A 24288-nucleotide genomic window follows, 5' to 3' on the forward strand; every position below is an offset into this window, starting at 1 on the left:
GAAAGCTACGGCGTGCACGGTGGCCCGCGCCGGACCCGGCTGTCAACCACGACGAAAAGGCCCGGGCATAGCGGGCGGCCGCAGCCGGTTGTCATCCCCATGCGTCAGAATTGGCGGTGAGGACACCGAAGAACGGAGCCAGGGGCGATGTCAGGGCTGATCGACACCACTGAGATGTACCTCCGCACCATCCTGGAGCTGGAGGAGGAGGGCATCACCCCGATGCGCGCCCGGATCGCCGAGCGGCTGGAGCAGTCCGGCCCCACGGTGAGCCAGACGGTGGGCCGGATGGAGCGGGACGGCCTGCTCCAGGTCGCCGAGGACCGGCACCTCGAACTGACCGGCGAGGGGCGCAAGTTGGCCGTCCGGGTGATGCGCAAGCACCGGATCGCCGAGTGCCTGCTCGTGGACGTGATCGGCCTGGAGTGGGAGCAGGTCCACGAGGAGGCCTGCCGCTGGGAGCACGTGATGAGCGAGACGGTCGAGCGCAAGGTGCTCGCCATGCTCGGCCACCCCACCCAGTCCCCGTACGGCAACCCGATCCCGGGCCTGGACGAGCTCGGCGACACCAAGGCCGAGGGCGAGGGCTACGACGCCGGGCTGGTGACGCTGGAGGCCGTCGCGGGCAAGGACGGGGTGGACGTGGTGGTCCGCCGGATCGGCGAGCCGATCCAGACCGACGGCGAGCTGATGCGCACCCTGCGCCGGGCGGGCGTCCGCCCGGGGGCGACGGTGCGGGTCTCCCCGGCCTCCGGCGGCGTGCTGGTCGGCAGCGGCGAGAGCGCGGCCGAGCTCGGCAAGGAGATCGCCGCGCACGTCTTCGTCGCCCACGCGTAGCCCGCGGAGCGGGTCGAGCGGCAGAACGCGGGCCGAGCGGCAGAACGAGCGGCAGAACGGCGCAGGGCCCGGTGTCCCCACACCGGGCCCTGCGCCGTTCCCCACCCCGCTCCCCTCCTTGTCCCCACCCGCTGCGGGCCGGTCGTGCGCGGCTCCCCGGCCGCGCCCGGCCGTACCCTGCTCCCTCCCTGCTCCCTCCCGCTGCCGCATTCGGCTTCCCCGTCCGAACGCCCTCCCGGCAGCCCCCCGCGCTCTCGGTCCGTCCGCTCTCCTTCCGCTCCACCGGTTCCGTGCCGACGCTGAGGATGATCCCCTCGGCAACCGGGGCCAATCCTTGAGCGATGTCACCCGATCGGTGGGCTTCCCGCGTTGACCTGCGGGTATGACGACCGGTTCCGGAAGATCGTGCTCCGGACGGCTCGGCAAAGGCCCCGCGGCGGCCCGGGACGGCCCGTGGCGGGCGCCCCGAGCAGGCGAACGGCGGGCCCGAGCCTCCGGATCGGGAGGCCGGGCCCGCCACGGCCGCGCGGGGTGTCGCGCGGACTGCCCCCACCGGATCGGCCGGGGGCACGCTCGGGAGGTCAGCGCGCGGCGGCCGCCGCGCGCTGCACGGGGCGCGGCGCCCCGGCCTCGCGCCCGCAGGCGTACGCGAGCGGGCTGACCAGCTCCAGCGCGTCCGGCAGCCAGCGGTTCAGCGCGGACGGCGGCCGGGCCCACTGCGCGGACGCGTACCCGCCGACCCGGGACGGCGGAGCCACCACCCAGTCGCCCTCGCCGCGCGCCACCAGGTCCAGGCGCTCCGGCGACCAGCCGATCTGCCGGAGCATGTCCGGCAGCTTGTCGACCACGCCGGGCAGCACCAGGAAGTGCAGCCGCCGCCCGCTGCGCCCCGGCGCGGCCGGCACCGCCACCACCGGGCCCAGCTGCAGCCCCATCCGCTCCATCCGGGCCAGCGCCAGGCAGCCCGCCACCTCCGGCACGTCCAGCACGTCGAACGTCCGGCCGGTGGGCAGCAGGATCGAGGCCTCCGGGTTCTCCGTCCACCAGGTGCGGACCACCCCGGGCCCGGAGCTCGCCCGGCTCCGCCAGTCCGCGCCGAGGGGGTGCGCGCCGGGGAGCTCGCAGCGCTCCTCGCCGCAGGAGCAGCGGGCCGGGGCGTCGCCGTCGAGCAGCCAGGCGCCGGGCACGACCTCCCAGTGCCGGTCCTCGGCGTAGCGGACGGCTTCGAGCAGCAGCGGCGGCAGGTTCTGTTCGGGGGCTCCCGGGGTGTTGTCCACGTGCTGCACAACTACCGTCCGTGAGTGCGGGTTACGGCCCGGGGCCGAACGCCTCGAACGGAACGGGGCTTGTCACCCGGGACGGTGATCCTGGTCGGAACCGGTCGGCTGAGCAGGGGCGGTAACGGGCGCAGTGGGGGCGCACAGGGGCATTCACCCGGGCGCGTGGGGAGTGGGTACGTCACCGTGGGTATTCCGCATGGTGTTGCACAGTCGTCGCCCTCCGGTCGGGTCCGGACGGCGTTGGGGAGGCGGAAAAATCCCATGGCCGCGAGACCACTCGTCGCACGAGAGCCGAACGAGCGCCTGCAGCAGCTGATCCAGGAGGCGGGCTGCTCCAACGCGGGCCTGGCCCGCCGGGTCAACCTCTGCGGCGCGGAGCACGGACTGGACCTTCGCTACGACAAGACCTCCGTCGCCCGCTGGCTGCGCGGGCAACAACCACGCGGGCAGGCGCCCGCGGTGATCGCCGAGGCGCTGGGCCGCAAACTCGGCCGCGGCGTGACCGTGGACGAGATCGGCATGGCCGACGGCAAGAGCCTCAGCTCCGCCGTCGGACTGCAGTTCGCGCCCAGCCTGGGCGCCGCGCTGGAGCAGATCTGCGAGCTGTGGCGCAGCGACGTCGGCAAGCGGGACTTCCTGGCCGGCACCACCGTCGCCGCCTCCGCGCTGGTCGAACCCAGCCGGGACTGGCTGATCACCCCGCCGGACCCGGTGGTCGCCCGCACCGGCGGCACCCGGGTCGGCCTGGCCGACGTCGCGGCGATCCGGGCGACCACCCAGATGCTGGTCGACCTCGACCACCGCTTCGGCAGCGGCCACGTCCGCCCGGTCGTGGTGCACTACCTCAACAGCGTGGTCTCCGGCTTCCTCGGCGGCTCCTACCGCGACGAGACGGGACGTCAACTCTTCGGCGCCGTCGCCCGGCTGACCGAACTGGCCGGCTACATGGCGGTCGACACCGGCCAGCCCGGCCTCGCCCAGCGGTACTACATCCAGGCGCTGCGCCTCGCCCAGGCCGCCGACGACCGCGGCTACGGCGGCTACGTGCTGGCCGCCTCGATGAGCCACCTCGCCGCGACCCTCGGCAACCCCCGGGAGATCGCCCAACTCGCCCGCGCCGCCCAGGAGGGCGCCCGCAGCGTGGCCACGCCCACCGCGATGGCGATGTTCTACGCCGCCGAGGCCCGCGGCCACGCCCTGCTCGGCGACGCGTACGCCTGCGAGAGCGTCGCGGCCAAGGCACTGGCCGCGATGGAGCGGCGCAACCCCGTCGACGACCCCGACTGGATCGTGCACTTCGACGAGGCGTACCTGGCCGACGAGTTGGCGCACTGCCACCGGGACCTCCAGCAGGGCGAGCGGGCCGAGCACTACGCCCGCACCGCGCTCGAACTGCACCCCGCGCACCGGGTCCGCCGGCGCGCCGTCGACCTGGTCCTGCTCGCCACCGCCCAGCTCCAGCAGCGCGACCTGGAGCGCGCCTGCGAGACCGGCACCGAGGCGGTCCGGCTGCTCAGCGGGCTGCGCTCCAACCGCGGCGTCGAGTACCTGGACGACTTCCGCACCCGGCTGGAGCCGTACCGCGGCCACCGGGCGGTGCGGGAGTTCCACGCCCGGATGGACGGCGAGGCCGCGTAGCGCCCGGCGTCCGGGGCCCGCCGCGGCGGGCCCCCGGACGTGAAGCAATAGCACAGAACAGCAGCCCACGTAGTCACCTGTGCCGGTGAACCGGTACCGTGGCCTCGCAGTTGTGGTCCGCCGTCAGCAATCCGGCGGGGCAACCGAAAGGCCCGGGATCCCGGTGCCGTGCACAGGTGAGGAATCGCGTTGAGCCAGCGCCGCTCGTATCCCAACTCCGGCGAATTCAATCTGGACGACCTGTTCCGGCCGGAGCCCGCCGCAGACGGCCAGGGCAGTCCGGCGCAGGCCGCCGCGCAGCCCCCGTACGCCCAGCCCCAGCCGCCCGCACCCCCGCAGGCACCCGTCCCGCAGCAGCAGTCCGCGCCGCCGCTCGGCCAGAGCGGCAGCCCCGAGTACTGGGGCGCGCCCCCGCAGCAGGCCCCTGCAGCCCCCACGGGCGACGAGGGCGCCACCCAGTACCTGCCGCCCTACCCGGCCGGCGGCCCGCCCGGCGGCGGCCCGTCCATCGGCGGCCCCCAGCCCAGCTACGGCGACCCGACCTTCGGCGGACAGCAGGCGGTGCAGCAGCCGCAGCCCGGGTACGCCCCCCAGCCCGCCCAGCCCACCTACGGCGGCGGCTACGGCGCCCCGCAGCAGCAGCCGGCGTACGCCGGGGACGGCGGGTACGCCGGGAACGGCCACCAGCAGCCGGACGGCGGCCGCCGCAAGCCCGACCCGAAGATCCTGATCGGCGCGGGCGTGGCCGGCGTCGCGGTGATCGCGGTGCTGATCGGCGTGCTGTCCAGCGGCGGGGACAAGAGCAACGACACCGCCAAGGGGAAGGGCGGGACCTCCGCCAGCCAGAGCGCCAACGCCCCCAGCGCGAACAGCGGCAACGCCGCCGTCACCCCCGAGACCAAGGCCCAGGCCCAGGCCATGTCCGACCTGCTCGGCACCGCCAGCGCCAGCCGCACCTCGGTGGTCAACGCGGTCGCCGCGGCCGGCAAGTGCCAGAACCTGCCGGACGCGCAGAACGCGCTCACCGCCGCCGCGGGCCAGCGGCAGGACCTGCTCACCAAGCTCGGCGCCCTCAAGGTCGACAAGCTGGCCGACGGCAGCAAGCTGGTCGACCAGCTCCAGCAGGCCTGGCAGGCGTCCGCCACCGCCGACTCCGAGTACGCCCAGTGGGCGGGAGACCTGGCGGGCGGCTGCGACCCGGGCAAGGCCAAGGACAACGACCACCTCCGCAAGGGCGACGCCGCGAGTGGCACGGCCACCACGGCGAAGAAGCAGGCGGCGGAGCTGTGGGGCGCGATCGCCTCGAAGACGGGGCTGCCGGACAAGGGCGCGGGCGAACTCTGAGCCTCCCGGCGGGGGCTGCTGCTGCGCGGGCGGGAGGGCGCGGACGGGGGGACTGCTGCGCCGACGGGATGGTGCGGAACCGGGGGCGCGGGGAACTGCGCGCAGCGGAGGAGCACGTCGGTGCGGTCGCGGGATAGTGCAACCCACTGTCCTGCGAGGCGATCTGGCTGTGGGTGCTCGGTTGGCCGCGCAGTTCCCCGCGCCCCTGGTTTCGCTCGGGTGGGCCTGCTGCAGTCCTCCCCGCGCCCCTGGTTTCGCAGGGTCTGGCGCGGCAGTTCTTCCCCGCGCCCCTGCTTGCGCAGGGTCTGGCGCTCTTGCGGGTCAGGCCGGGGGTGTGTCGCCGGTGAGGACCCAGCGGACGTCGGTGAAGCCTTGGTGCTGTTCGGTGAGGCGGCCGTTCTGGACGCGTTGGAAGGTCACCGAGGTGTTGACCAGGCGGGGGGAGTCGGCGCTGGGGAGCATGTTGGCGATGCCCCAGCCGAGGGGCGGGGTGGTGCCGGCGGTGTCGATGGGGTCGCCGCTGTCGAGGATCACCTGGAGGGCCTTGGGGGTGATCGGCTTGCTGCGGTCGATCCGGCCGGCGGCCTGGCGGAGCACCTGGTAGGCGACCCAGGTGGTCTGCACGCCGGGGTCGGAGACGTCGATGGTGGCGCCGTTGCCGTAGCTGCGGGCGGTGGTGCGCAGGGCGTCCCAGACGGGGGAGGATTCGGCGGGGAACCAGCCGGTGGCGTACGCGCCGCGCAGCGGGCCGTTGTCGCCGCCGGTGGAGTCGACCACGGACTGCTGGAAGGAGCCGATGACGGAGGCGAGTTGGGTGTTCTTCGGGTTGGCGCGGCGGTACGGGTCGAGCAGGTTGGCGGTGGGTTCGGCGCCGAGGGCGGAGAGCAGGCAGTTGCCGGTCCGGTCGTCGCCGATGGCCCGGCGGGCCTCCTGCGAGTAGTCGTTGGACTTCTCGGGGGCCTTGATGTCGACGACCTTGATCCCGGTCTGCTTGACGGCGCCGCCGAGGTAGTTGACCAGGGCGTCGCCGGCCCGGGTGTCGGGGCGGATCAGGGCGATCTGCTTGCAGCCGGCCTCGACCAGCTGGCGTCCGCTGCCCGCGACCAGGGCGGGCAGGCCGCCGTTGACCGGGTAGGAGAGCGGGCTGCTGAACTCGGGGCCGGAGAGGCCGTAGCCGCCGACGAAGGGGATGCCGGCCTGTTCGAGGATCGGCATGAAGTTGCTGCCGTACTGGCTGGCGGAGCCGACCACGGCCACCGCGTGGGCGTTGACGGCCTGGCTGGCGCAGGCGGTGGCGCCGTCGGTGGTGTCGTGCTCGTTGCAGGTCAGGATCCGGACCTTGCGGCCGGCCAGGCCGTCGTGGTCGTTGAGTTCGCGGCCGATGGCCTCGGCGAGGGCGGTCATGCCGGGGCGGTCGGCGGCGCCGGTGCCGGACGGGGCCCAGGTCATCACGGTGACGTCCTTGCCGGCGGCGTCGGCGGCGGCGGGCCCTCCGCAGGCGGCGGCGGAGAGCAGGGCGGGCAGCAGCGCGGCCGAGGCCGCGAGGGCGGCGGTGGCGCGGCGGCGTCCGCTGACGGCGGGGGGCGGCTGGGGGGTTCCGTTCCGCGTCATGGCGCTCTCTTCCTCCTGGACGTGCTGCTGCGGGCTGTCCCGTGCTCCGTTGCGCAGGCTCGGCGGATCAAGGGTGGTGGCCACCGGGCACGCCGAGAGGGACGTGATGTGAACGGATCGCCAACGGGGGAGTAACACGGAGCGCCACCGGTGCGTGACGCGTGTAGAGGGAGGGGTGTGGAGCAGGCGGGGCCGGGAACGTACGATCGACTCCCGTGTCAGACAGCATGGATTCCGCGTACCGGTCTGCCCGAAGCACTTCTCGAACGGGCGGCCGCTCCAGCACGATGGGCGGCATGCCCCTGAGCGATCTGCCCTGGTGGCGCTGGCGGGCCCGGATCCGCTCGGCGCTGCACATGTTCTCCGACCCCGGTTTCCAGCGGGCGGCCTGGCTGGACGGCCCCGGCGGGTACGGCGACCTCACCGACGCCGTGTACCGGCTGGTGGAGGACAGCTGGCTGGACCGCTGGTCGGCGGAGAAGTACGTCGGCTCGGTGTTCCGGGACTCCGCGGAGGCGGTCGCGGTGGACGGCGCGGTGCTGCGGGTGCTGCGGATCGTGCACCAGGTCGGCGCGGACGCCCCGGCCGCCGCGTACCTGGGCCACCCGGACTGGCCGGAGGCGGTGCGGGCGGCCCGCGAGGCGCACTACCGGCTGGCGGTGGCCGACGGTGACGACCCGGACCTGCCGCCCTGCTCGCCGGCGGAGCTGGCGCGGCTGACCGCGCGCGGCTGACCGGCGGCGCCGGGGGAGTCTCGGGTGGCGGTCGGCGGCTCCGCGGCGGGGCGATCTGTGCCAGGCTGGGCCGTTGCCGTCCACCCACCCGAGCCGAGAAACGGGGCCCCGCACGATGGAAGAGACCGTCCGCTCCCAGTACGTCCTGACGCTGTCCTGTCCCGACAAGCAGGGCATCGTGCACGCGGTCTCCAGCTACCTGTTCATGACGGGCTGCAACATCATCGACAGCCAGCAGTTCGGCGACGGCGGCACCGGCCTGTTCTTCATGCGGGTGCACTTCTCGGCCGAGCAGCCGGTGACCGCGGAGAAGCTCCGGGCGAGCTTCGCGGCGGTCGGCGCCTCGTTCCGGATGGAGTGGCAGATCCACGAGTCCGCGGAGCGGATGCGGGTGCTGCTGATGGTCTCCAAGTTCGGGCACTGCCTGAACGACCTGCTGTTCCGCACCCGGATCGGGGCGCTGCCGGTGGAGATCGCCGGCGTGGTCTCCAACCACACCGACTTCCGCGAGCTGACCGAGTCGTACGGCATCCCGTTCCACCACCTGCCGGTGACCAAGGACACCAAGGCGGACGCCGAGCAGAAGCTGCTCGACCTGGTCGCCGAGCAGCGGATCGACCTGGTGGTGCTGGCCCGCTACATGCAGGTGCTCTCGGACGACCTGTGCAAGGCGCTGTCCGGACGGGTCATCAACATCCACCACTCCTTCCTGCCGAGCTTCAAGGGCGCCAAGCCGTACCACCAGGCGCACGCCCGGGGCGTGAAGCTGATCGGCGCCACCGCGCACTACGTCACCGCGGACCTGGACGAGGGCCCGATCATCGAGCAGGAGGTCGCCCGGGTCACCCACGACGTCACCCCCGAGCAGCTGGTGGCGCTCGGCCGGGACGTCGAGTGCCAGGCGCTGGCCCGCGCGGTGAAGTGGCACAGCGAGCGCCGGGTGCTGCTGAACGGCACCCGCACGGTGGTGTTCGCCTGACGGCGGGCCCGCCCGACGCCCGTTCAGCACCCTTCCCCCGTACGGGGCCCGGACGTTCGAGGCCCGTCGGACATTTGTAGGAAGGGTGGTTCGCCCGTGGCGGGACGGTGCCGGGGCGCCCCCCGGCGGTACGGTCGGGGGTACCCGCGAGGGCGGTGCCGCCGACCGGTCGTGCGAACCCCGGCAGGGTGAGCGGGACAGTATGCACCGAGCCGTCCCCCGAACGCTGGAATATGCCCGAAGCTCTTGCTGCGACCCGGTCGCGGAATCATTCTGGGGCGTATTCGTGTCGATGCCATGGGCAGTCCCGGTCGGTGACCTCCGCTCCGTGCGGCCGACCGGACCGGCGGGATCAAGCGGGCCGAATACCTAGTGCGGGTGGTGGAACGGTGCAGGTACTCCAGGTACAGCTGGCGGTCCAGGCGGACCCGGCGGAGGTGTCACGGGCCAGGCGGTGGGTCCGCGACCGGCTGCGGGCCGGCGGGATCGACCAGGACTCCCCGGTGGCCGAGACCCTGGTGCTGGTGGTCTCCGAACTGGTCACCAACGCGGTGGTGCACACCGGCCACCCGGCGGTGCTCAGACTGCTGCTGCCGGTCGGCCCCGCCGCCGCGCCCGCGCCGGTCGTCCGGGTGGAGGTCGCCGACGCCAGCCGCACCGCCCCCGCGCCGCGGCACGCCGGGGCCGACGAGGACGCCACCAACGGCCGCGGCCTGGAGCTGGTCGAGCTGCTCTGCGAGCGCTGGGGCTGGTACCCGGACGGCTCCGGCAAGCGGGTGTGGTGCGAGATCGGCGGCCCGGACGGGGCGCCCTGCGCGGCGGCCGCGCAGCCGGCGGCCCCGGTGGCCTCGGCCCGCTGAGCGGGGACGGCCCCGGCGCCGTGCGCCGGTTGCGCGCGGCCCACGCCTCGGACAACCCCGTCTGAATTTCGGACAACCCATTGACGTGACGTATCCGACTGATCACTCTTGGGTGCGGCGCCCGTTGCGAGGGGACGCCGAGGGAGACCGGGCGGTGCCGACACTCAGGGGGTCGTTGGCCGACCCCGTCCGGAACCTCGGCGAAATCGGGCCGCCCGGGCGTCACGGCTTCAGGGCCCGGACGCCGACCGCACGGCGGTCCGCCGTGCCGTGCTCGGGGTGCGCACGGCGGGCCGCCGTGCGGTCACCCGGCGCGCAGACGCCGCATCGTGACCCGAAATCACTGGAAACCGGCAGTGGTCTACACCAAAACTGTCCAGGTGACCGCACCCGAACTACACGCCGCCCCCACCCCGCAGGTCAGCGCAGTGAAACCGCCCGCGATCTGGTCGGGCAACTTCCGCCTCTACTTCACCGCCCGCTCGGCCGGACTGCTGAGCGACGCGATGCTCCCCGTCGCCGTCTCGGCCGGCCTGATCGCCGCCCACCACTCGACCTCCACGGTCGGGTTCGCCATGGCCTTCCTGCTCGGCCCGTTCGCCGGACTGGTGCTGTTCGGCGGCGTGCTGGCCGACCGGTTCACCGCCCGGCGGCTGATGATCTTCGCCGACCTGCTCAACCTCACCACCCGGGTCCTGCTCGCGCTGCTCTTCTTCCGCGGCGTCGACCAGCTCTGGCAGCTCTACCTGCTGCTCGCCCTGGCCGGGACCGCCGCCGCGATGTTCCAGCCCGGCGCGGCCTCCACCGTCCCGCTGGTCTCCACCGACGTGCAGGGCGCCAACGGCGTGCTGCGGATCTCCGAGGCGCTCACCACCCTGGTCGGCCCGCCGCTGGCCGGCCTGCTGGCCGCCGCCTCCACCGGCTGGGTGATGGTGATCGCCGCCGTGATGTACGCGATCAGCGCCTGCTGCCTGCTCGCGCTGCGGCTCGGCCCGGTCCCCGCCCCGCCGCCCGGCGACAGCCTGTGGCGCAACCTGGTCGGCGGCTGGCACGAGTTCTGGTCCCGCAGCTGGATGTGGGGCGTCATCCTGATCTGGATGGCCTTCACCGTGCTCTCCTGGGGCCCGCTCGGCCCGGTGGTGGCCGGTCAGGTCATCGCGCGCGAGGGCGGCACCGTCTACGGCCTGATCAACGGCATGTTCGGCGCGGGCACCGTGATCGGCGGCCTGCTGGCGATCCGGGTCAAGCCGGCCCGCCCGCTCGCGGCCGGCGCGGTGGCCCTGTTCACCTTCGCCGTCCAGCAGTTCGCGTTCGCCGCCGGACTGCCCTGGCCGCTGCTCGGCACCGCCCAGCTGGTCTCCGGCATCGGCATCAGCTTCTGGGGCGTCATGTGGGCCACCAGCGTGCAGACCCAGGTGCCCGGCGAGGTGCTCAACCGGATCCACGCGTACGAAGTGGCGGGCTCCGTCTGCATGTTCCCGATCGGCTCCGCGCTGGCCGGGCCCGCCGTCGAGGCCCTGGGCGCGACCCGGGTGTACCTGATCGGCGGCGTCGTCACCCTGGCCGTCGCCGCGACGCTGCTGCTCAGCCCGCCGATCCGCGGCCTGCGCCGGGTGCCCGACGGCGGGACGGTGGCCTCCGGGCACTGAACGGCCGCCCGCTGTCAGTAATTCGGGCATTCGTGGCAGCCGGAGCCGTCGTGGCGGCGGGGCCGGACCGGGAGACTCGGACGGGTGAAGGAACTGGAACTCACCCCCGCCCCCGCCGCCGACCGCGGCGGGGACCCGCCCCGCCCCCGCCGCACCCCCCGGGTCCACTACGGCTGGATCGTGGTCGCCGTCTCGCTGGTCGTGCTGATCGGCTCGGCCGGGTTCCGCTCCACGCCCAGCCTGATGATGGACGCCCTGCACGACGAGTTCGGCTGGTCCCGCGCCACCATCTCCAGCGCCGTCTCGGTCAACCTCGCCCTCTACGGCCTCACCGCGCCGTTCGCCGCCGCCCTGATGGACCGCTTCGGCGTCCGGCCGGTGGTGGTCTGCGCGCTGCTGACCATCTCCACCGGCGCCGGGCTCACCATGCTGATGACCCACCCCTGGCAGCTGATCCTCTGCTGGGGCGTGCTGGTCGGCCTCGGCAGCGGCTCGATGGCCGGGGCCTTCGCCACCACCATCTCCGGCCGCTGGTTCGAGGCCCGGCAGGGCCTGGTCACCGGCGTCCTCACCGCGGCCGGCGCGGCCGGGAACCTGGTCTTCATGCCGGTGCTCGCCGCGCTCGTCGAGCGGCACGGCTGGCGGACGGCCGTCGTGGTGGTCTCGCTCTGCGCCACCGCGGTGGCCGTCCCCGTCCTGCTGCTGATGCGCGAACACCCGTCCGACGTCGGGCAGTTGCCCTACGGCGCGACCTCGGCCCCGCCGCCGCCGGCCACCGACGGGTCGGCGGTCGCCCGCTCGCTGCGGGTGCTGCGCGGGGCGCTGCGGGTGCGGGCGTTCTGGCTGCTGGCCGGCTCCTTCGCCATCTGCGGCGCCACCACCGTCGGCCTGGTCGGCACCCACTTCATCCCGGCCGCCCACGACCACGGCATGCCGGTCACCACCGGCGCCTCGCTGCTCGCCCTGATCGGCGTCTTCGACGTCGCCGGGACGATAGCCAGCGGCTGGTTCACCGACCGCTTCGAGCCGGTCCGGCTGCTGGTCGTCTACTACGCGCTGCGCGGGCTCTCGCTGGCCTGCCTGCCCGCCCTGTTCGGCGAGAGCCTGCGGCCGCCGATCCTGGCCTTCGTGATCTTCTACGGCCTCGACTGGGTGGCCACCGTCCCGCCCACCGTCGCGCTCTGCCGCCGCCACTTCGGCCCGGACGCCCCGATCGTCTTCGGCTGGGTGCTGGCCGCCCACCAGGTCGGCGCCGCCGCGGTGGCCGGCCTGGCGGGGCTGGCCCGCGACAGCTTCGGCGACTACGACAGCACCTGGTACGCGGCGGGCGCGCTGTGCGCGGTGGCGGTGGGCTGCTGCCTGGCGCTGCGCCGAGCGGGCACGGGGGGTGTGGGCGCGCCCGTCTAGGCTGGCCGCATGACCTTGCGATTCGTGCTGGATCCGGACCCGACGCCCGCGTTGCGCGAGGAGATCACGGCGCTGTGGACGGACGTGTCCAACGCCGGGGGCGCGGTGGGGTTCGTGCCGCCGGTGGCGGCGGCGCAGGTCCGGCCGGTCGCGGAGCGGCAGTTCGGGGCGCTGGGGCCGGACCGGCTGCTGGTCGGCTACGAGCCGGGCGGGCGGGTCGCCGCGGTGGTGTTCTTCGAGGACATGCGCTTCGACCTGATGGACCACTGGCGGATGCTGAAGCGGGTGATGGTGCACCCCGACTTCCAGGGCCGCGGCTACGGCGCGCAGCTGCTGGCGGAGGCGGAGCGGGTGGCCCGGGAGTGGGGGCTGGCCGGGCTGCGGCTGACGCTGCGCGGCGGGCACGGGCTGGAGAAGTTCTACGGGCGCAGCGGGTACCAGGAGGTGGGCCGGGTGCCGGGGGCGATCCGGGTGGCCCCCGGGGACGACCGGGACGACGTGACGATGTGGCTCGACCTGCGCGCCTGAGCGGTGTGAGGTCGTGCTTCACTGGGAGGGCCATTACCCCCGCGCGCCCCGCGGCGCGACCCGGCAGCGAAGGACGAACCCCGGTGAGCAGCAAGAACCACGCCACGCTCCGCTACACCTCCCTGCGGGTGAGCATCTTCCTGGCCTGCCTGCTGGTCGCCCTGCTGCTGGGCCACTTCAAGGTGATCCCGGTGGTCGGCGCGATGGGCGTGCTGCTGCTGTTCGTGCTGGCCGCGGTGGCCTCGTCGGCGGTCAGCTACGTGGTGCTGAGCAAGCAGCGCGACGAGATGTCGGCGCAGATCGCGGCCCGGATCGAGTCCCGCAAGTCCCGGGCGGCGGCGCGGGACGCGGCCGAGGACGCGGCGGACGACGCGGCCCGGGCGGCCGCGTCCCGGCAGGCGCAGGCCGGCTGACGGCGTTGGCGGAGCGCCCGCCCGGCGAGGGCGCGCGCCGCCGTCCGACCGGCCGTGACGTGGCCCGGCTGGCGGGGGTGTCGCAGGCGACGGTCTCGCTGGTGTTCTCCGGCAGCGCCGGGCACCGGGTCTCGGCGGCGACCAGCGAGCGGATCCACGCCGCGGCCCGGGAGTTGGGCTACCGCCCGCAGGCGGCCGGCCGGCAGTTGCGGCTGGGGCGCAGCGGGATGGTGCTGCTGGCGGTGCCGAACCTGCTGGGGCCGTTCTTCGGCCGGGTGCTGACCGGCGTCCACGAGGAGGCGGCCCGGCACGGGCTGGCCGTGGTGGTCTCCAGCGGCTGGGACGCGGCGGTGCTGGCCGAGGCGGCCGCGGCCGGGCGGTTCGACGGGCTGCTGGTCTGCTCGCCGGACGACAAGCAGCTGGGCCCGCTGCCCGCGGACACCGCGGCGGTGTTCCTGGACGCCGACCCGGCGGCCCACCCGGGCCGCCCGACGCTGGAGCTGGACCTGGCGGCGGGCATGCGGGCGGCGGTCGACCACCTGGCGGGGCTGGGGCACCGGCGGATCGGCTACCTGCGCTCGGTGCACTCGGCGCACACCTTCCGGGTCCGGCAGGCGGCGTTCGCGGCGGCCTCGGCGCGGCTGGAGGTGCGGGAGCTGGCGGTCAGCCTGAACGAGGGCAGCCGGGAGGCGGAGCGGGCGGCCCGGGAGCTGCTGGACGGGCCGGGGCGGCCGCGCGCGGTGGTGTGCGACGACGACGTGGTGGCGTCCGGGCTGTACCGGGCGGCGGGGCAGCTGGGGCTGCGGATCCCGCAGGACCTGTCGGTCGTCGGGATGGACAACATCCCGGTGGCGGAGCTGCTCAGCCCGCCGCTGACCACGGTGGACCTGCCGGGCGAGGAGCTGGGCCGGGCCGGGCTGGCCGCGCTGGTGTCCCTGCTGGAGGGCGAACTGCCGCCGCCGGCGGGCCCGCTGGCGACCACGCTGGTGGTCCGCGGGTCCACCGCGGCGGCCTGAGCGGCGGCCGGGTCGGCGGCCCGAGCGGAGGCCGGAGCGGCGGCCCGAGCGGAGGCCGGGTCTGCGGCCCGGCGCTCCGGCGGCGGGGCTACTGCTCGCCGAGGATCATCCACTTCTCCGGCACCGCCATCGGCGCGAAGCCGACCTTGGCGTACACCTCGTGCGCGTCCCGGGTGGCGAGCACCAGGCGGCGCAGGCCGCGGTCGGCGAGCTCGTCGCGGACGGCGGCGGCCAGGGCGGTGCCCAGGCCCCGGCCGCGGGCCTCGGGGGCGATGTAGACGTCGCACAGCCAGGCGAAGGTGGCGTGGTCGGTGACCACCCGGGCGTAGCCGACCTGGGTGCCCGAAGCGTCCTCGTACAGGCCGAAGTTGAGCGAGTTGTCGATGGCCCGGTCCTGCTTGTCGCGGGGACGGCCGAGCGCCCAGTAGGCGTCCTCGGAGAGCCAGCGGTGCACGGCCTCCCGGTCGAGGCGGGCGGGGTCGGTGGAGAGGCTGTGGCCGGCGGGCAGCTGGTGACTCGTCATGCCGCGCATCCAAGCAGGACGGCGCGGATCGGGCGAGCGGTTTGCGGCGGGGCCGCGGGTTCGGGCGCTCAGACCAGGGCGGGGGCGGGGGCCGGGGCGTCGGCGGGGCGCAGCCGGGTGCGGGTGGCGAGCAGCAGCAGGCCGCCGAGGGTGATGCCGCCGACCGAGCACAGGGCGACGGCGTGCAGCGAGGTGTCGACCAGGGCGCCGGAGACCGCGTAGCCGGCCGCGTTGCCGGTGGCGAACAGGGTGACCAGCCAGGCGAACGCCTCGGTGACGGTGCCGGTCGGGGCGAGCTCGGCGACCAGCACGAACGCGGCGGCCAGCAGCGGGGCCAGGCCCAGGCCGGAGACGAAGGCCAGCGCGGCCATCGGCCAGGGGCCGGGCAGGAGCAGCAGCGGCAGGTAGCAGGCGGCCATGCCGAGGGCGAGCACCCAGGTGCGGGTCGCGGTCCCGGCCCGCCAGCGGGCGGTGCCGTAGGCCAGCGCGCCGAGCAGTCCGGCCAGCGCGGCCAGCGCGAGCAGCGTCCCGGCGCCGCCGGGCAGGCCGCCGGGGTGCTGCTCGGCGTACGCGATGAACAGCACGTTCTGCGCGCCGACCGCCCAGCCGGCGCCGGCCAGGCCGAGCAGCAGCAGGACCAGTCCGGGGAGCGCAGCGGGCCGAGCAGTCCGGCGGAGGCCGCGCGCGGCGGGGCCTGCCAGGCCCGGGCGGGCGCGGACCCGGCCACCACCAGGGCGCCGAGCAGGCCGAGCACGGCGGCCGTCCAGAGCGCGGCGGTGGGGGAGAGGGCGCCGGCGATCCCGGCGACGGCGAGCGGTCCGGCGACGTACAGCACCTGCTGGGAGGCGGAGTCGAAGGCGTAGGCGGTGTCGAGCTGTTCGGGTTCGACGACGTCGGGCCACAGCGAGCGCAGGCAGGGTTCCAGCGGGGGCATGCAGAGTCCGGCGACCGCGGCGCCGAGCGGGGCGGCCAGGGCGGAGCCGGGGGCGAGGGCGAGCAGCGCGTAGCCGGTGCCGGCCAGCGCGGCGGAGGCGAGCAGGACGCGGGGCTGCCCGGTGAGGTCGACCAGCCGGCCGAGGACGGGCCCGCCGACGGCGGCGGCGATCGCGTACGCGGCGGTGGCCAGGCCGATCCGGCTGTACGGGGCGCCGGCCTCGCGCAGGGCGAGCGCGATCACCAGGGCGGTCATGCCGGCGGGGAGCCGGCCGAGCAGGGTGCCGAGCAGCAGCCGGGTGACGTGCGGGGCGCGGAGCAGGGCGGCGTAGCCCATGGGTGTCCTTCCGGCGGCGTGGTGTCCCTTCAAGTTATACGTATAACCGGAAAGGCGTCAAAACTGCCTGGTCAGGCTGACGGCCCGTCAGGAAAGGGTGGTTCGGTAACGATCTCAAACAAGTACTTTGAACATCTCAAAGGTTTGTTGCTAGTGTGCCGGTCATGACCACCGCAGACGCCGCGCGCCAGGCCGGGACGAGCACCCCGCTCGTGCCGCGTTGCCCGCGTCTGCCCGGTGCCGTGGACGGCCCGCGCCGCTGTCGCTCCGGCGGCTGTATGCGGGCGGCACGCCACTCCTGACGCCACCGACCCCGTCGGTCCCCCCGGGTCTCCCCGCCCGGCCCCCGCGTCCGTCGTGCCGCCGCCTCCGCCCCACCCCTCCCCCCGCTCCACCAGCCCCCGGAGACGCACACCCATGTCCACCGCGCCCGCGCCCACCCTGCTGGGACGCCTCCGCCGCACCCCCTTCTGGGTCCAGATCGTCGGCGGCCTCGTCCTCGGCCTGCTGCTCGGCTGGATCGCCCGCGCCGGCGACGTCAGCTGGCTGACCACCACCCTGGACACCATCGGCAAGACCTTCGTCCAGCTGCTCAAGCTGGCCGTCCCGCCGCTGGTCTTCACCGCGATCATCGTCTCGGTCGCCAACCTGCGGAACGTCACCAACGCCGCCCGGCTCGCCGTCCGCACCCTGTTCTGGTTCCTCGCCACCTCGCTGATCGCGGTGGCCGTCGGCCTCGGCCTCGGCCTGCTCACCGACCCCGGCAAGGGCGCCAACCTCTCCACCGCCGGGGTCAAGGGCGTGGAGAAGGGCGGCACCTGGGTCGACTTCCTGACCGGCATCATCCCGACCAACATCGCCGACGCCTTCCTCAAGGTGAACGTCCTGCAGATCGTCTTCCTCGGCGTGGTCGTCGGCGCGGCCGTCCTCAAGCTCGGCGAGAAGGCCGAGCCGGTCCGCAAGATCTCCGAGGCCGTCCTCGAACTCGTCCAGACCGCCCTGTGGTGGGTCATCCGGCTCGCCCCGCTCGGCACCCTCGGCCTGATCGGCAAGTCCGTCGCCGTCTACGGCTGGGACCTGCTCAAGCCCTTCTCCACCCTCACCGTCGACGTCTACGTCGGCTGCGCGATCGTCCTGTTCGGCGTCTACTCGCTGCTGCTGCGCTTCGTCGGCGGCCTCAACCCGCTGAACTTCTTCAAGGGCGCCTGGCCCGCGATCCAGCTCGCCTTCGTCTCCCGCTCCTCGGTCGGCACCCTGCCGGTCACCCGCCGCGTCACCGAGCGCCTGGGCGTCCCGTCCGAGTACGCCTCGTTCGCCGTGCCGTTCGGCGCCACCACCAAGATGGACGGCTGCGCCGCGATCTACCCGTCGCTCGCCGCGATCTTCGTCGCCCAGGTGTACGGCATCGACCTCGGCATCAAGGACTACCTGCTGATCGCCTTCGTCTCGGTGATCGGCTCCGCGGCCACCGCCGGCCTCACCGGCGCGATCGTGATGCTCACCCTGACCCTCTCCACCCTGGGCCTCCCGCTGGAGGGCGTCGGCCTGCTGCTGGCGATCGACCCGATCCTCGACATGATGCGCACCGCCACCAACGTGGCCGGTCAGGTCGTCGTCCCGATCCTGGTCTCCGCCCGCGAGAAGACCCTCGACCTCGCCGCCTACAACGCCCCCACCGGCGACCTCCTCGCCGAGGACCGCCCGGCCACCGTCCCGGCCCCCAGGACCACCGACGAGCCCGTCGCCGCCTGACATCGGCCCGCTCTCCGCTCACACGAAGGCCCGCACCCCGGGAGGGTGGCGGGCCTTCGCCGTGCGCTCAGCCCCGGAACTCGTGCCGGATGCCGCACCGTCGGTACCGGGGTCAGCCGGGCGGCCGGTGCGGCGGGAGCCGGTCAGCGGCGGGCGTGGCGGATCTTGAGGCGGCCGAAGCCCGGGGTGCCGGTGATGCGGATGGTGGGGCCGGGGGTGGGGGAGGGGGTGCGCGGGGGGCGGTAGCGGACGGTCTTCCAGGACTGCTGGAGGCCGTCGAGGTCGACGGTGGCGTCGCGCGGGACGGTGATGGTGGTGCGGCCGAAGCCGGCGCCGAGTTCGATGTCGACGACGGGGTGGTCGATGATCGCGGCGCTCAGGTCGAGGTGGACCTTGGCGAAGGCGGAGGCGACGGTCAGGGTGCGCGGGACGCGCCAGGGGCCGCGGCGGACCAGGCGGCCGTTCATCGCGCTGAGCGTGACGGAGCTGCCGGGGGCCTCGGCGGGCAGGTCGTGCAGGACGGCGTCGAGGTCGGCGCGGACGGTGGCGGTGAGGGCCGCGTGGACCCGCTGGTCGAGTTCGTCCTGGGTGATCCGCTCCTCGGCGTAGGCGCGTTGGAGGCGTTCGACGGCGGCGTCCCGGTCGGCGGCGGCGATCCGGGTCTGCGGCTGGTCCGGCAGGGAGGAGGTCACCCGGGCAGCGTAGTGGGCGGGCGGGGTGCGGGGGGAGCGGGCTGGTTCCTGGACAAGCGTCCGGTTATTCTGGACATCTGTCCAGGAAAGGGGAGTGGTCATGGAGGTCGCGGCGGCGGTGCTGGTCGGGGCGGTGGCCCTGTTGCACGGGTACATCCTGGTGCTGGAGATGTTCCTGTGGGAGAAGGCGCCGGGGCGGGCGCTGTCCGGGTTCGACGCGGAACTGGCCCGGCGGACGGCCCCGTTGGCGGCCAACCAGGGCCTGTACAACGGGTTCCTGGCGGCGGGCCTGGTCTGGGGCCTGCTGGCGGACGACCCGACGGGCTTCCGGGTGCGGGTGTTCTTCCTGGCCTGCGTGCTGGTCGCGGGCCTGTACGGCGGCCTGACCGCGAACCGGCGGATCCTGCTGGCCCAGGCGCTGCCCGGGGCGGTGGCGCTGACCGCGGTGCTGGTGGCGGGGTGAGCGCGGCGGGCGACCCGAGGGCGGAGCGGACCAGGGCGAAGCTGCGGGCCGCGCTGCTGGCCGAGTGCGCGGACCGCCCGCTGGCCGACCTGGCCGTGGCGGCGGTGGTGCGCCGGGCGGGGGTCGGCCGGGCGACGTTCTACCTGCACTACCCGGACCTGTCGGCGCTGGCCGTGGACGCCTGTGCGGGCGTGGTCCGGGACGCGGTGGAGGCGCTGCACGCCTGGCGGGGCGTCGCGGACCCGGCGGCGCCGCCGCCCGCGCTGGTCGGGTTCTTCGACCGGGCGGACACCCACCGCGGCCTGTACCGGGAACTGCTGGCACCGGGCGGCGGCGGCCCGCTCGGGCCGGTGCTCCACCGGGAGCTGCGGGAACGCAGCCGGACGGAGCGGGAGTTGGCGGGCGCCCCGGACGCACCGCTGATCGCCGCGGCCGTCGCGGGCGCGTTCACCGGCGTACTGGCGGACTGGCTGCACGGACTGGTCGACGAACCGCCGGCGGCCGTCGCGGGACGGGTGTGGCGGCTGCTGATCGGACTGCACCGCACGCCGCTGGGGTGACGGCGGGGGCGGGGGAGGGGGAGGGGAGGGAAAAGGAGAGGAGAGGGGGAGAAGGCGAGCGGGTGGTGGTGGGGCCGGGCGCGGTCCGGTCGGGACCGGTGGTGTGGGGGAGGGAGACGGGCGGGAGCCGGGGTGGCTCGGCTGCGCCGGGGGGTGCTGGGGTGCAGGGCGTCAGGTCCGGCGGGCCCAGCGCTGGGCGAGGACGGTGCAGACCATCAGCTGGAGCTGGTGGAAGAGCATCAGCGGGAGGACGGCGAGGCCGACGGCGGAGGCCGGGAACAGGACGGTGGCCAGCGGGAGGCCGTTGGCCAGCGACTTCTTGGAGCCGCAGAACTGGATGGTGATCCGGTCCGGGCGGGAGAAGCCGAGCCGCCGGGAGACGAGGTGGGTGAAGGCCAGGACGGCGGAGAGCAGGGCCAGCGAGACCGCCACCAGCCAGAGCAGCTGGCCGGTGGTGACCCGGCTCCAGATCCCTTCGCGGACGCCCTCGCCGAACGCGCTGTAGACGATCAGCAGGATCGAGCCGCGGTCCACCAGCATGGTGACCAGCCGGTGCCGGGTGATCCACGGGCCGACCCGGCGGCGCAGCAGCTGGCCGAGGACGAACGGGACGAGCAGCTGCAGGACGATGTCGAGCACCTGGCCGCCGTCCACGCCGACGCCGGAGGCGCCGGTGAGCAGCCAGGCCGCCAGCAGCGGGGTGAGGACGATGCCGAGCAGGCTGGAGAAGGTGGCGGCGCAGATCGCCGCCGCGACGTTGCCGCCCGCGACCGAGGTGAACGCGATCGAGGACTGCACGGTGGACGGCAGCAGGGTGAGGAAGAGCACGCCGGTGAACAGCTGCGGGGGCAGCACCGCGTCCGGCAGCAGCCGGGTGGCCTCGCCGAGCAGCGGGAACAGCACGAAGGTGCAGCCCAGGATCAGCAGGTGCAGCCGCCAGTGCCGGGCGCCGGCCAGCGCCTCCTGCGGGGAGAGCCGGGCGCCGTACAGGAAGAAGAGCAGGGCGACGGCGAGTCGGACCGCGTCGGTGACGGCGGTGGCGGCGGGGCCGCGGGCGGGCAGCAGGGAGGCCAGCAGGACGGTGCCGAGCAGCAGCAGGAGGTAGGTGTCGATGCCGATCCGGCCGAGGGAGCGGTCGAGGGCGCGGCGGGCGGACCGGAGGCGGTGCATGCACCGATGATCTCCCGGCGGGGACCGGCCGGAACGGGCGGGGGCCCGGGGGCGGGGAGCGGGCGCGGGGCGTCCGGAACGGGACCGCGGCGTCCGGAACGGGACCGGGCGGGAAATGCGGGCGGAATCGGGAAATGCGGGGGAAACGGGAAAAGGCAGGAGGCCCGCCGACGGCGGGCCTCCTTGGGAACTGCTACTCGTACGGACCCGAGGGGCCGTGAGCGATCAATGGGAGATCCCGTCTCAGACGGGGGTGACGTTCTCCGCCTGCGGGCCCTTCGGGCCCTGGGTGACGTCGAAGCTGACCGCCTGGTTCTCCTCCAGCGAGCGGAAGCCGCTCGCGTTGATGGCGGAGTAGTGGACGAAGACGTCGGGGCCGCCGCCCTCCTGGGCGATGAAGCCGAAGCCCTTCTCGGCGTTGAACCACTTGACGGTTCCGGTCGCCATACCGTTCTCCTTGCGAGGGACGTTGTGGACGCCACACCTTGTGGCGCCCGGGTCCGCTGCGCTGATCGCCCCGCCTCCGGACGAGTCCGGAGTTTTTCGCACAGTGCTTCAATCAATGCTCAATTGACGCCTGATACTGCTGAAAAATTACAAAAAGCCTGCGGTTACATGCTCCGCAGGCTCCAAGTACTGCAAGGGGAATCAAACTGCAACTGAGGGGAACGGTAGCACGCGGTGGCTGCCCCGACCAGGGGTGAACAACGGTGTCGAACGGTGTGTCGGGCACCGGGTGCGGGCCGTCCCAATCAGCGGGCATACCCTGCCGGGAGAGCACCAACGGCAAGGGAGCACACGGTGAGCAGTAGCGATGCCGGACGGTCGGAGACCGCGGTCAGGCCGCGGGTCGGGCACATCCAGTTCCTCAACTGTCTTCCCCTCTACTGGGGCCTCGCGCGCACGGGCAACCTGCTCGACCTCGACCTCAGCAAGGACACCCCGGAGAAGCTCAGCGACCGGCTGGTGTCCGGCGCCCTCGACATCGGCCCGATCACCTGCGTGGAGTACCTGCGGCACGCCGACCGGCTGGTGGTGCTCCCCGACATCGCGGTGGGCAGCGACGGCCCGGTGATGTCCTGCGTGATCGTCAGCAAGGTCCCGCTGGCCGAACTCGACGGCCGCCGGGTCGCCCTCGGCTCGACCAGCCGCACCTCCGTCCGGCTGGCCCGGCTGCTGCTGGAGGAGCGCGAGGGCGTGCACCCCGAGTACTTCTCCTGCCCGCCCGACCTGGACGCGATGCTGGCCGAGGCCGACGCCGCCGTCCTGATCGGCGACCCCGCGCTGCGCGCCTCGCTGGAACAGGCCCCCCGGCAGGGGCTGGCCGTGCACGACCTCGGCGCGATGTGGAAGGACTGGACCGGGCTGCCGTTCGTCTTCGCGGTCTGGGCCGCCCGCCGCGAGTACGCCGAGCAGCACCCCGCGCTGACCGCCGCCGTCCACCGGGCCTTCCTGGAGTCCCGCGACCTCTCGCTGGCCGAGGCCGCCAAGGTCGCCGAACAGGCCGCCCGCTGGGAGGAGTTCGACGCCCCGCTGCTGGAGACCTACTTCTCCGAGGCGCTCGACTTCTCGCTCGGCGAGCGCCAGCTCGCCGGCCTCGCCGAGTTCGCCCGCCGGGTCGCCCCCGACAGCGGCTTCGCCCCCGACGTGCCGATCCGGCTGCTGGAGGCCGTGCCCGCGGTGGTCTGAGCCCGCGGTGGTCCGAGCCTGAGGTGGTCCGAGCCCGCGGTGGTCCGGGCCCGCGGCGCGTTCCCGACCGGCCCGGCGCCCTGGGATGATCGGAGCGCCCGGGGCGGTACGGCACCCGGCGGCGACCCGCGGTGCGAGGGGGACGGGCATGGAACTGCTGACGGCTGACGACCCGTCGGCGATCGGCGACTACCGGCTGCTGCGCCGGCTCGGCGCCGGCGGCATGGGCCGGGTCTACCTGGGCCGCACCGCGGGCGGGCGGACCGTCGCGGTCAAGGTGGTGCGCCCCGAACTCGCCGACGACCCCGAGTTCCGGGCCAGGTTCCGCCAGGAGGTGTCCGCGGCCCGCCGGGTCGGCGGCCGCTGGACCGCCCCCGTGCTGGACGCCGACACCGAGGGCCCCCGCCCCTGGGTCGCCACCGGCTACGTGGCCGGCCCCGCGCTCGGCGAGGCCGTCCGCACCGCCGGCCCGCTCCCGGTCCGCTCGGTGCACGCCCTCGGCGCCCGGCTCGCCGAAGCCCTCGAACAGGTGCACGCGCTCGGCCTGGTGCACCGGGACGTCAAGCCGTCCAACGTGCTGCTCACCCTGGACGGGCCCCGGCTGATCGACTTCGGCGTCGCCCGCGCACTGGACGCCGCCTCCACCTACACCCACAGCGGCTACGTGGTCGGCTCGCCCGGCTTCATGTCGCCCGAACAGGCCGCCGGCTCGCCCACCGGGCCGGCCGGCGACGTCTTCTCGCTCGGCGCCCTGCTCGCCTACGCCGCCACCGGCACCGCCCCGTTCGGCGAAGGCGTCAGCGCCCCCGTCCTGCTCTACCGGGTGCTCCGCGAGGAGCCGGAACTCGGCGGTCTGGAAGGCGAGTTGCTGGACACCGTGACCGCCTGCCTGGCCAAGGACCCGGCCCGCCGCCCCACCCCCGCCGCGCTGCGCGCCCGGCTCGCCCCGGCCGCCGCGGACGGCCCCGAGGGCTGGCTGCCCGGCCCGCTGGCCGCCGCGGTCGGCCGGGCCGCCGTCGAACTCCTCGACCTGGAGGGCGACAGCGGCCCGACCGGCACCGCCCCCGTCGACCGGCAGCCCACCGTGCTCGACGGCGGACCGCGCCGGGCCCCGCGGCCGGAGCCGGTCCCCGGGCCGGGGCGCCGCCGCCGGACGCTGTGGGCCGTGCTGGTGGCCGTGGCGGTGCTGGCCGCCGGGTACGGCGGGCTGGCCGCCGGCGGCCACCTGCCCTGGAACCGGGCCGACCCCGGCAGCAGCCCCTCACCCGGTCAGGACGCCGTCACCGGCCCCCGAGCCCCGGCGCCGCCGCGAGCGGCAGCCGCACCCCGCGGCCGAGCGGAGCGGCGAGCCCGGGCGGCAGTGCGAGCGCGAGCACGAGTGCGAGCGGGAGCGTGGGTGCGGGCGCGAGCGGATCGGGCAAGGCGCTGCCCGACGCCTTCCTCGGCACCTTCAGGGGCGACATCACCACCAAGATCGTCCCGCTGGCGTCCACCTTCACCGTCACCTTCACCGCCGGCCGGGTCGGCGAGGAGGTCGGCCGCACCAGCAACGCCTCCCAACTCAGCAGCACCGTCTGCCGGGGCGTGCTCACCCTGCTCTCCGTCACCGACGCCGAAGTGCTGCTCCAGGAACGCCCGGACGGCAACGACAGCGCCTGCACCGGCGTCCCCGAGAAGCAGCGCTACACCCTGCTCGGCACCGGCGGCCTGCACCTGGCGGTCAGCGGGGCCCCGCTCGGCAGCGACCCCGAGGGCGACCTGGCCAAGCAGTAGGCGGCCTGGTCAGGCGGCGGGCGGCACGGGAAGAGGGCTGCGGCGGCCGGGAAACGTGCTGGCGTAGGCTGAGCGGGTCCGCCCCTTCGACGAAGAAAGC

23 protein-coding genes and 1 pseudogene are annotated in these 24288 nt (G+C 74.5%); 16 read left to right on the plus strand and 8 right to left on the minus strand.

Annotation, left to right across the window (positions count from 1 at the left end; genetic code table 11):
- The first annotated feature begins 147 nt into the window (after positions 1-147).
- A complete protein-coding gene (locus OU787_RS18785) occupies positions 148-837 on the plus strand; it encodes a metal-dependent transcriptional regulator (RefSeq protein WP_268660063.1) in 690 nt (229 codons plus the stop codon).
- Between the two features lie 581 nt (positions 838-1418).
- On the opposite strand, the gene OU787_RS18790 is transcribed toward OU787_RS18785, so the two are convergent.
- Entirely contained in the window at positions 1419-2123 is a 705-nt protein-coding gene (locus tag OU787_RS18790) for a bifunctional DNA primase/polymerase (protein WP_268660064.1), read from the minus strand.
- 255 nt (positions 2124-2378) lie between these two features.
- On the opposite strand from OU787_RS18790, the gene OU787_RS18795 reads away from it, so the two are divergent.
- Positions 2379-3755, plus strand: a complete 1377-nt coding sequence (locus tag OU787_RS18795) for a hypothetical protein (RefSeq protein WP_030458071.1) — start codon at positions 2379-2381, stop codon at positions 3753-3755.
- Positions 3756-3944: 189 nt separating this feature from the next.
- The gene (locus OU787_RS18800; RefSeq protein WP_268660065.1) at positions 3945-5099 is read left to right on the plus strand and encodes a hypothetical protein; all 1155 of its coding nucleotides are present in this window, start codon (positions 3945-3947) and stop codon (positions 5097-5099) included.
- Positions 5100-5420: 321 nt separating this feature from the next.
- On the opposite strand, the gene OU787_RS18805 is transcribed toward OU787_RS18800, so the two are convergent.
- On the minus strand, positions 5421-6710 hold the full coding sequence (locus tag OU787_RS18805) for an ABC transporter substrate-binding protein (protein WP_268660066.1): 1290 nt from the start codon (positions 6708-6710) through the stop codon (positions 5421-5423).
- 296 nt (positions 6711-7006) lie between these two features.
- Between OU787_RS18805 and OU787_RS18810 the strand changes: the two genes are divergently transcribed.
- From OU787_RS18810 to OU787_RS18845, 8 genes are all read left to right on the plus strand, one after another.
- Complete coding sequence (locus tag OU787_RS18810; RefSeq protein ID WP_232794820.1) at positions 7007-7444, plus strand: SCO4402 family protein; 438 nt, start codon at positions 7007-7009, stop codon at positions 7442-7444.
- 115 nt (positions 7445-7559) lie between these two features.
- Complete coding sequence (purU, locus tag OU787_RS18815; RefSeq protein ID WP_030458067.1) at positions 7560-8423, plus strand: formyltetrahydrofolate deformylase; 864 nt, start codon at positions 7560-7562, stop codon at positions 8421-8423.
- 389 nt (positions 8424-8812) lie between these two features.
- Complete coding sequence (locus tag OU787_RS18820; RefSeq protein WP_268660067.1) at positions 8813-9283, plus strand: ATP-binding protein; 471 nt, start codon at positions 8813-8815, stop codon at positions 9281-9283.
- A 380-nt stretch (positions 9284-9663) separates the two neighbouring features.
- Positions 9664-10932, plus strand: a complete 1269-nt coding sequence (locus OU787_RS18825) for an MFS transporter (RefSeq protein WP_268660068.1) — start codon at positions 9664-9666, stop codon at positions 10930-10932.
- A gap of 84 nt (positions 10933-11016) precedes the next feature.
- Positions 11017-12339 carry an MFS transporter gene (locus OU787_RS18830; protein WP_268660069.1) on the plus strand — a complete coding sequence of 441 codons (1323 nt, stop codon included), beginning with the start codon at positions 11017-11019 and terminating at the stop codon, positions 12337-12339.
- Positions 12340-12348: 9 nt separating this feature from the next.
- The gene (locus tag OU787_RS18835; protein WP_030458063.1) at positions 12349-12867 is read left to right on the plus strand and encodes a GNAT family N-acetyltransferase; all 519 of its coding nucleotides are present in this window, start codon (positions 12349-12351) and stop codon (positions 12865-12867) included.
- Between the two features lie 83 nt (positions 12868-12950).
- Positions 12951-13280: a DUF4229 domain-containing protein gene (locus OU787_RS18840; RefSeq protein WP_268660070.1), complete on the plus strand. Its 330-nt coding sequence runs from the start codon at positions 12951-12953 to the stop codon at positions 13278-13280.
- A 5-nt stretch (positions 13281-13285) separates the two neighbouring features.
- Entirely contained in the window at positions 13286-14296 is a 1011-nt protein-coding gene (locus OU787_RS18845) for a LacI family DNA-binding transcriptional regulator (protein ID WP_268660071.1), read from the plus strand.
- Between the two features lie 88 nt (positions 14297-14384).
- On the opposite strand, the gene OU787_RS18850 is transcribed toward OU787_RS18845, so the two are convergent.
- From OU787_RS18850 to OU787_RS34820, 3 genes and pseudogenes are all read right to left on the minus strand, one after another.
- Positions 14385-14819: a GNAT family N-acetyltransferase gene (locus OU787_RS18850; RefSeq protein WP_268660072.1), complete on the minus strand. Its 435-nt coding sequence runs from the start codon at positions 14817-14819 to the stop codon at positions 14385-14387.
- A 68-nt stretch (positions 14820-14887) separates the two neighbouring features.
- The gene (locus OU787_RS18855; protein ID WP_268660073.1) at positions 14888-15403 is read right to left on the minus strand and encodes a hypothetical protein; all 516 of its coding nucleotides are present in this window, start codon (positions 15401-15403) and stop codon (positions 14888-14890) included.
- A gap of 152 nt (positions 15404-15555) precedes the next feature.
- Positions 15556-16089: pseudogene (locus OU787_RS34820) on the minus strand (MFS transporter); the annotation flags it as partial.
- A gap of 417 nt (positions 16090-16506) precedes the next feature.
- Here OU787_RS34820 and OU787_RS18860 point away from each other — a divergent pair.
- Positions 16507-17841 (plus strand): dicarboxylate/amino acid:cation symporter, encoded by a 1335-nt coding sequence (locus OU787_RS18860; RefSeq protein ID WP_030458058.1) that lies wholly within the window; start codon positions 16507-16509, stop codon positions 17839-17841.
- Positions 17842-17984: 143 nt separating this feature from the next.
- Here the strand turns inward: OU787_RS18860 and OU787_RS18865 are convergent, their stop codons facing one another.
- On the minus strand, positions 17985-18533 hold the full coding sequence (locus tag OU787_RS18865) for a DUF1707 SHOCT-like domain-containing protein (protein ID WP_268660074.1): 549 nt from the start codon (positions 18531-18533) through the stop codon (positions 17985-17987).
- 100 nt (positions 18534-18633) lie between these two features.
- Here OU787_RS18865 and OU787_RS18870 point away from each other — a divergent pair, with 100 nt between their 5' ends.
- Together OU787_RS18870 and OU787_RS18875 are read left to right on the plus strand one after the other, a co-directional pair.
- Positions 18634-18996 (plus strand): DUF1304 domain-containing protein, encoded by a 363-nt coding sequence (locus OU787_RS18870; RefSeq protein WP_030459099.1) that lies wholly within the window; start codon positions 18634-18636, stop codon positions 18994-18996.
- Positions 18993-19556: a TetR/AcrR family transcriptional regulator gene (locus tag OU787_RS18875; protein WP_030459098.1), complete on the plus strand. Its 564-nt coding sequence runs from the start codon at positions 18993-18995 to the stop codon at positions 19554-19556. The genes OU787_RS18870 and OU787_RS18875 overlap by 4 nt, the downstream gene beginning before the upstream one ends.
- Positions 19557-19727: 171 nt before the next feature.
- On the opposite strand, the gene OU787_RS18880 is transcribed toward OU787_RS18875, so the two are convergent.
- Complete coding sequence (locus OU787_RS18880; RefSeq protein WP_268660075.1) at positions 19728-20726, minus strand: bile acid:sodium symporter family protein; 999 nt, start codon at positions 20724-20726, stop codon at positions 19728-19730.
- Positions 20727-20969: 243 nt separating this feature from the next.
- Positions 20970-21173 carry a cold-shock protein gene (locus tag OU787_RS18885; protein WP_003998944.1) on the minus strand — a complete coding sequence of 68 codons (204 nt, stop codon included), beginning with the start codon at positions 21171-21173 and terminating at the stop codon, positions 20970-20972.
- 354 nt (positions 21174-21527) lie between these two features.
- Here OU787_RS18885 and OU787_RS18890 point away from each other — a divergent pair, with 354 nt between their 5' ends.
- The gene (locus tag OU787_RS18890; RefSeq protein WP_030459096.1) at positions 21528-22415 is read left to right on the plus strand and encodes a menaquinone biosynthetic enzyme MqnA/MqnD family protein; all 888 of its coding nucleotides are present in this window, start codon (positions 21528-21530) and stop codon (positions 22413-22415) included.
- A 148-nt stretch (positions 22416-22563) separates the two neighbouring features.
- Positions 22564-24255, plus strand: coding sequence for a serine/threonine-protein kinase (locus OU787_RS18895; RefSeq protein WP_268660076.1), 1692 nt, complete (start codon positions 22564-22566; stop codon positions 24253-24255).
- The last annotated feature ends 33 nt before the right edge of the window (positions 24256-24288 follow it).

Origin of the sequence: Kitasatospora sp. YST-16, from assembly GCF_026802215.1 — a bacterium.
In the GTDB taxonomy this organism is placed as follows: Bacteria; Actinomycetota; Actinomycetes; order Streptomycetales; family Streptomycetaceae; genus Kitasatospora; species Kitasatospora cineracea.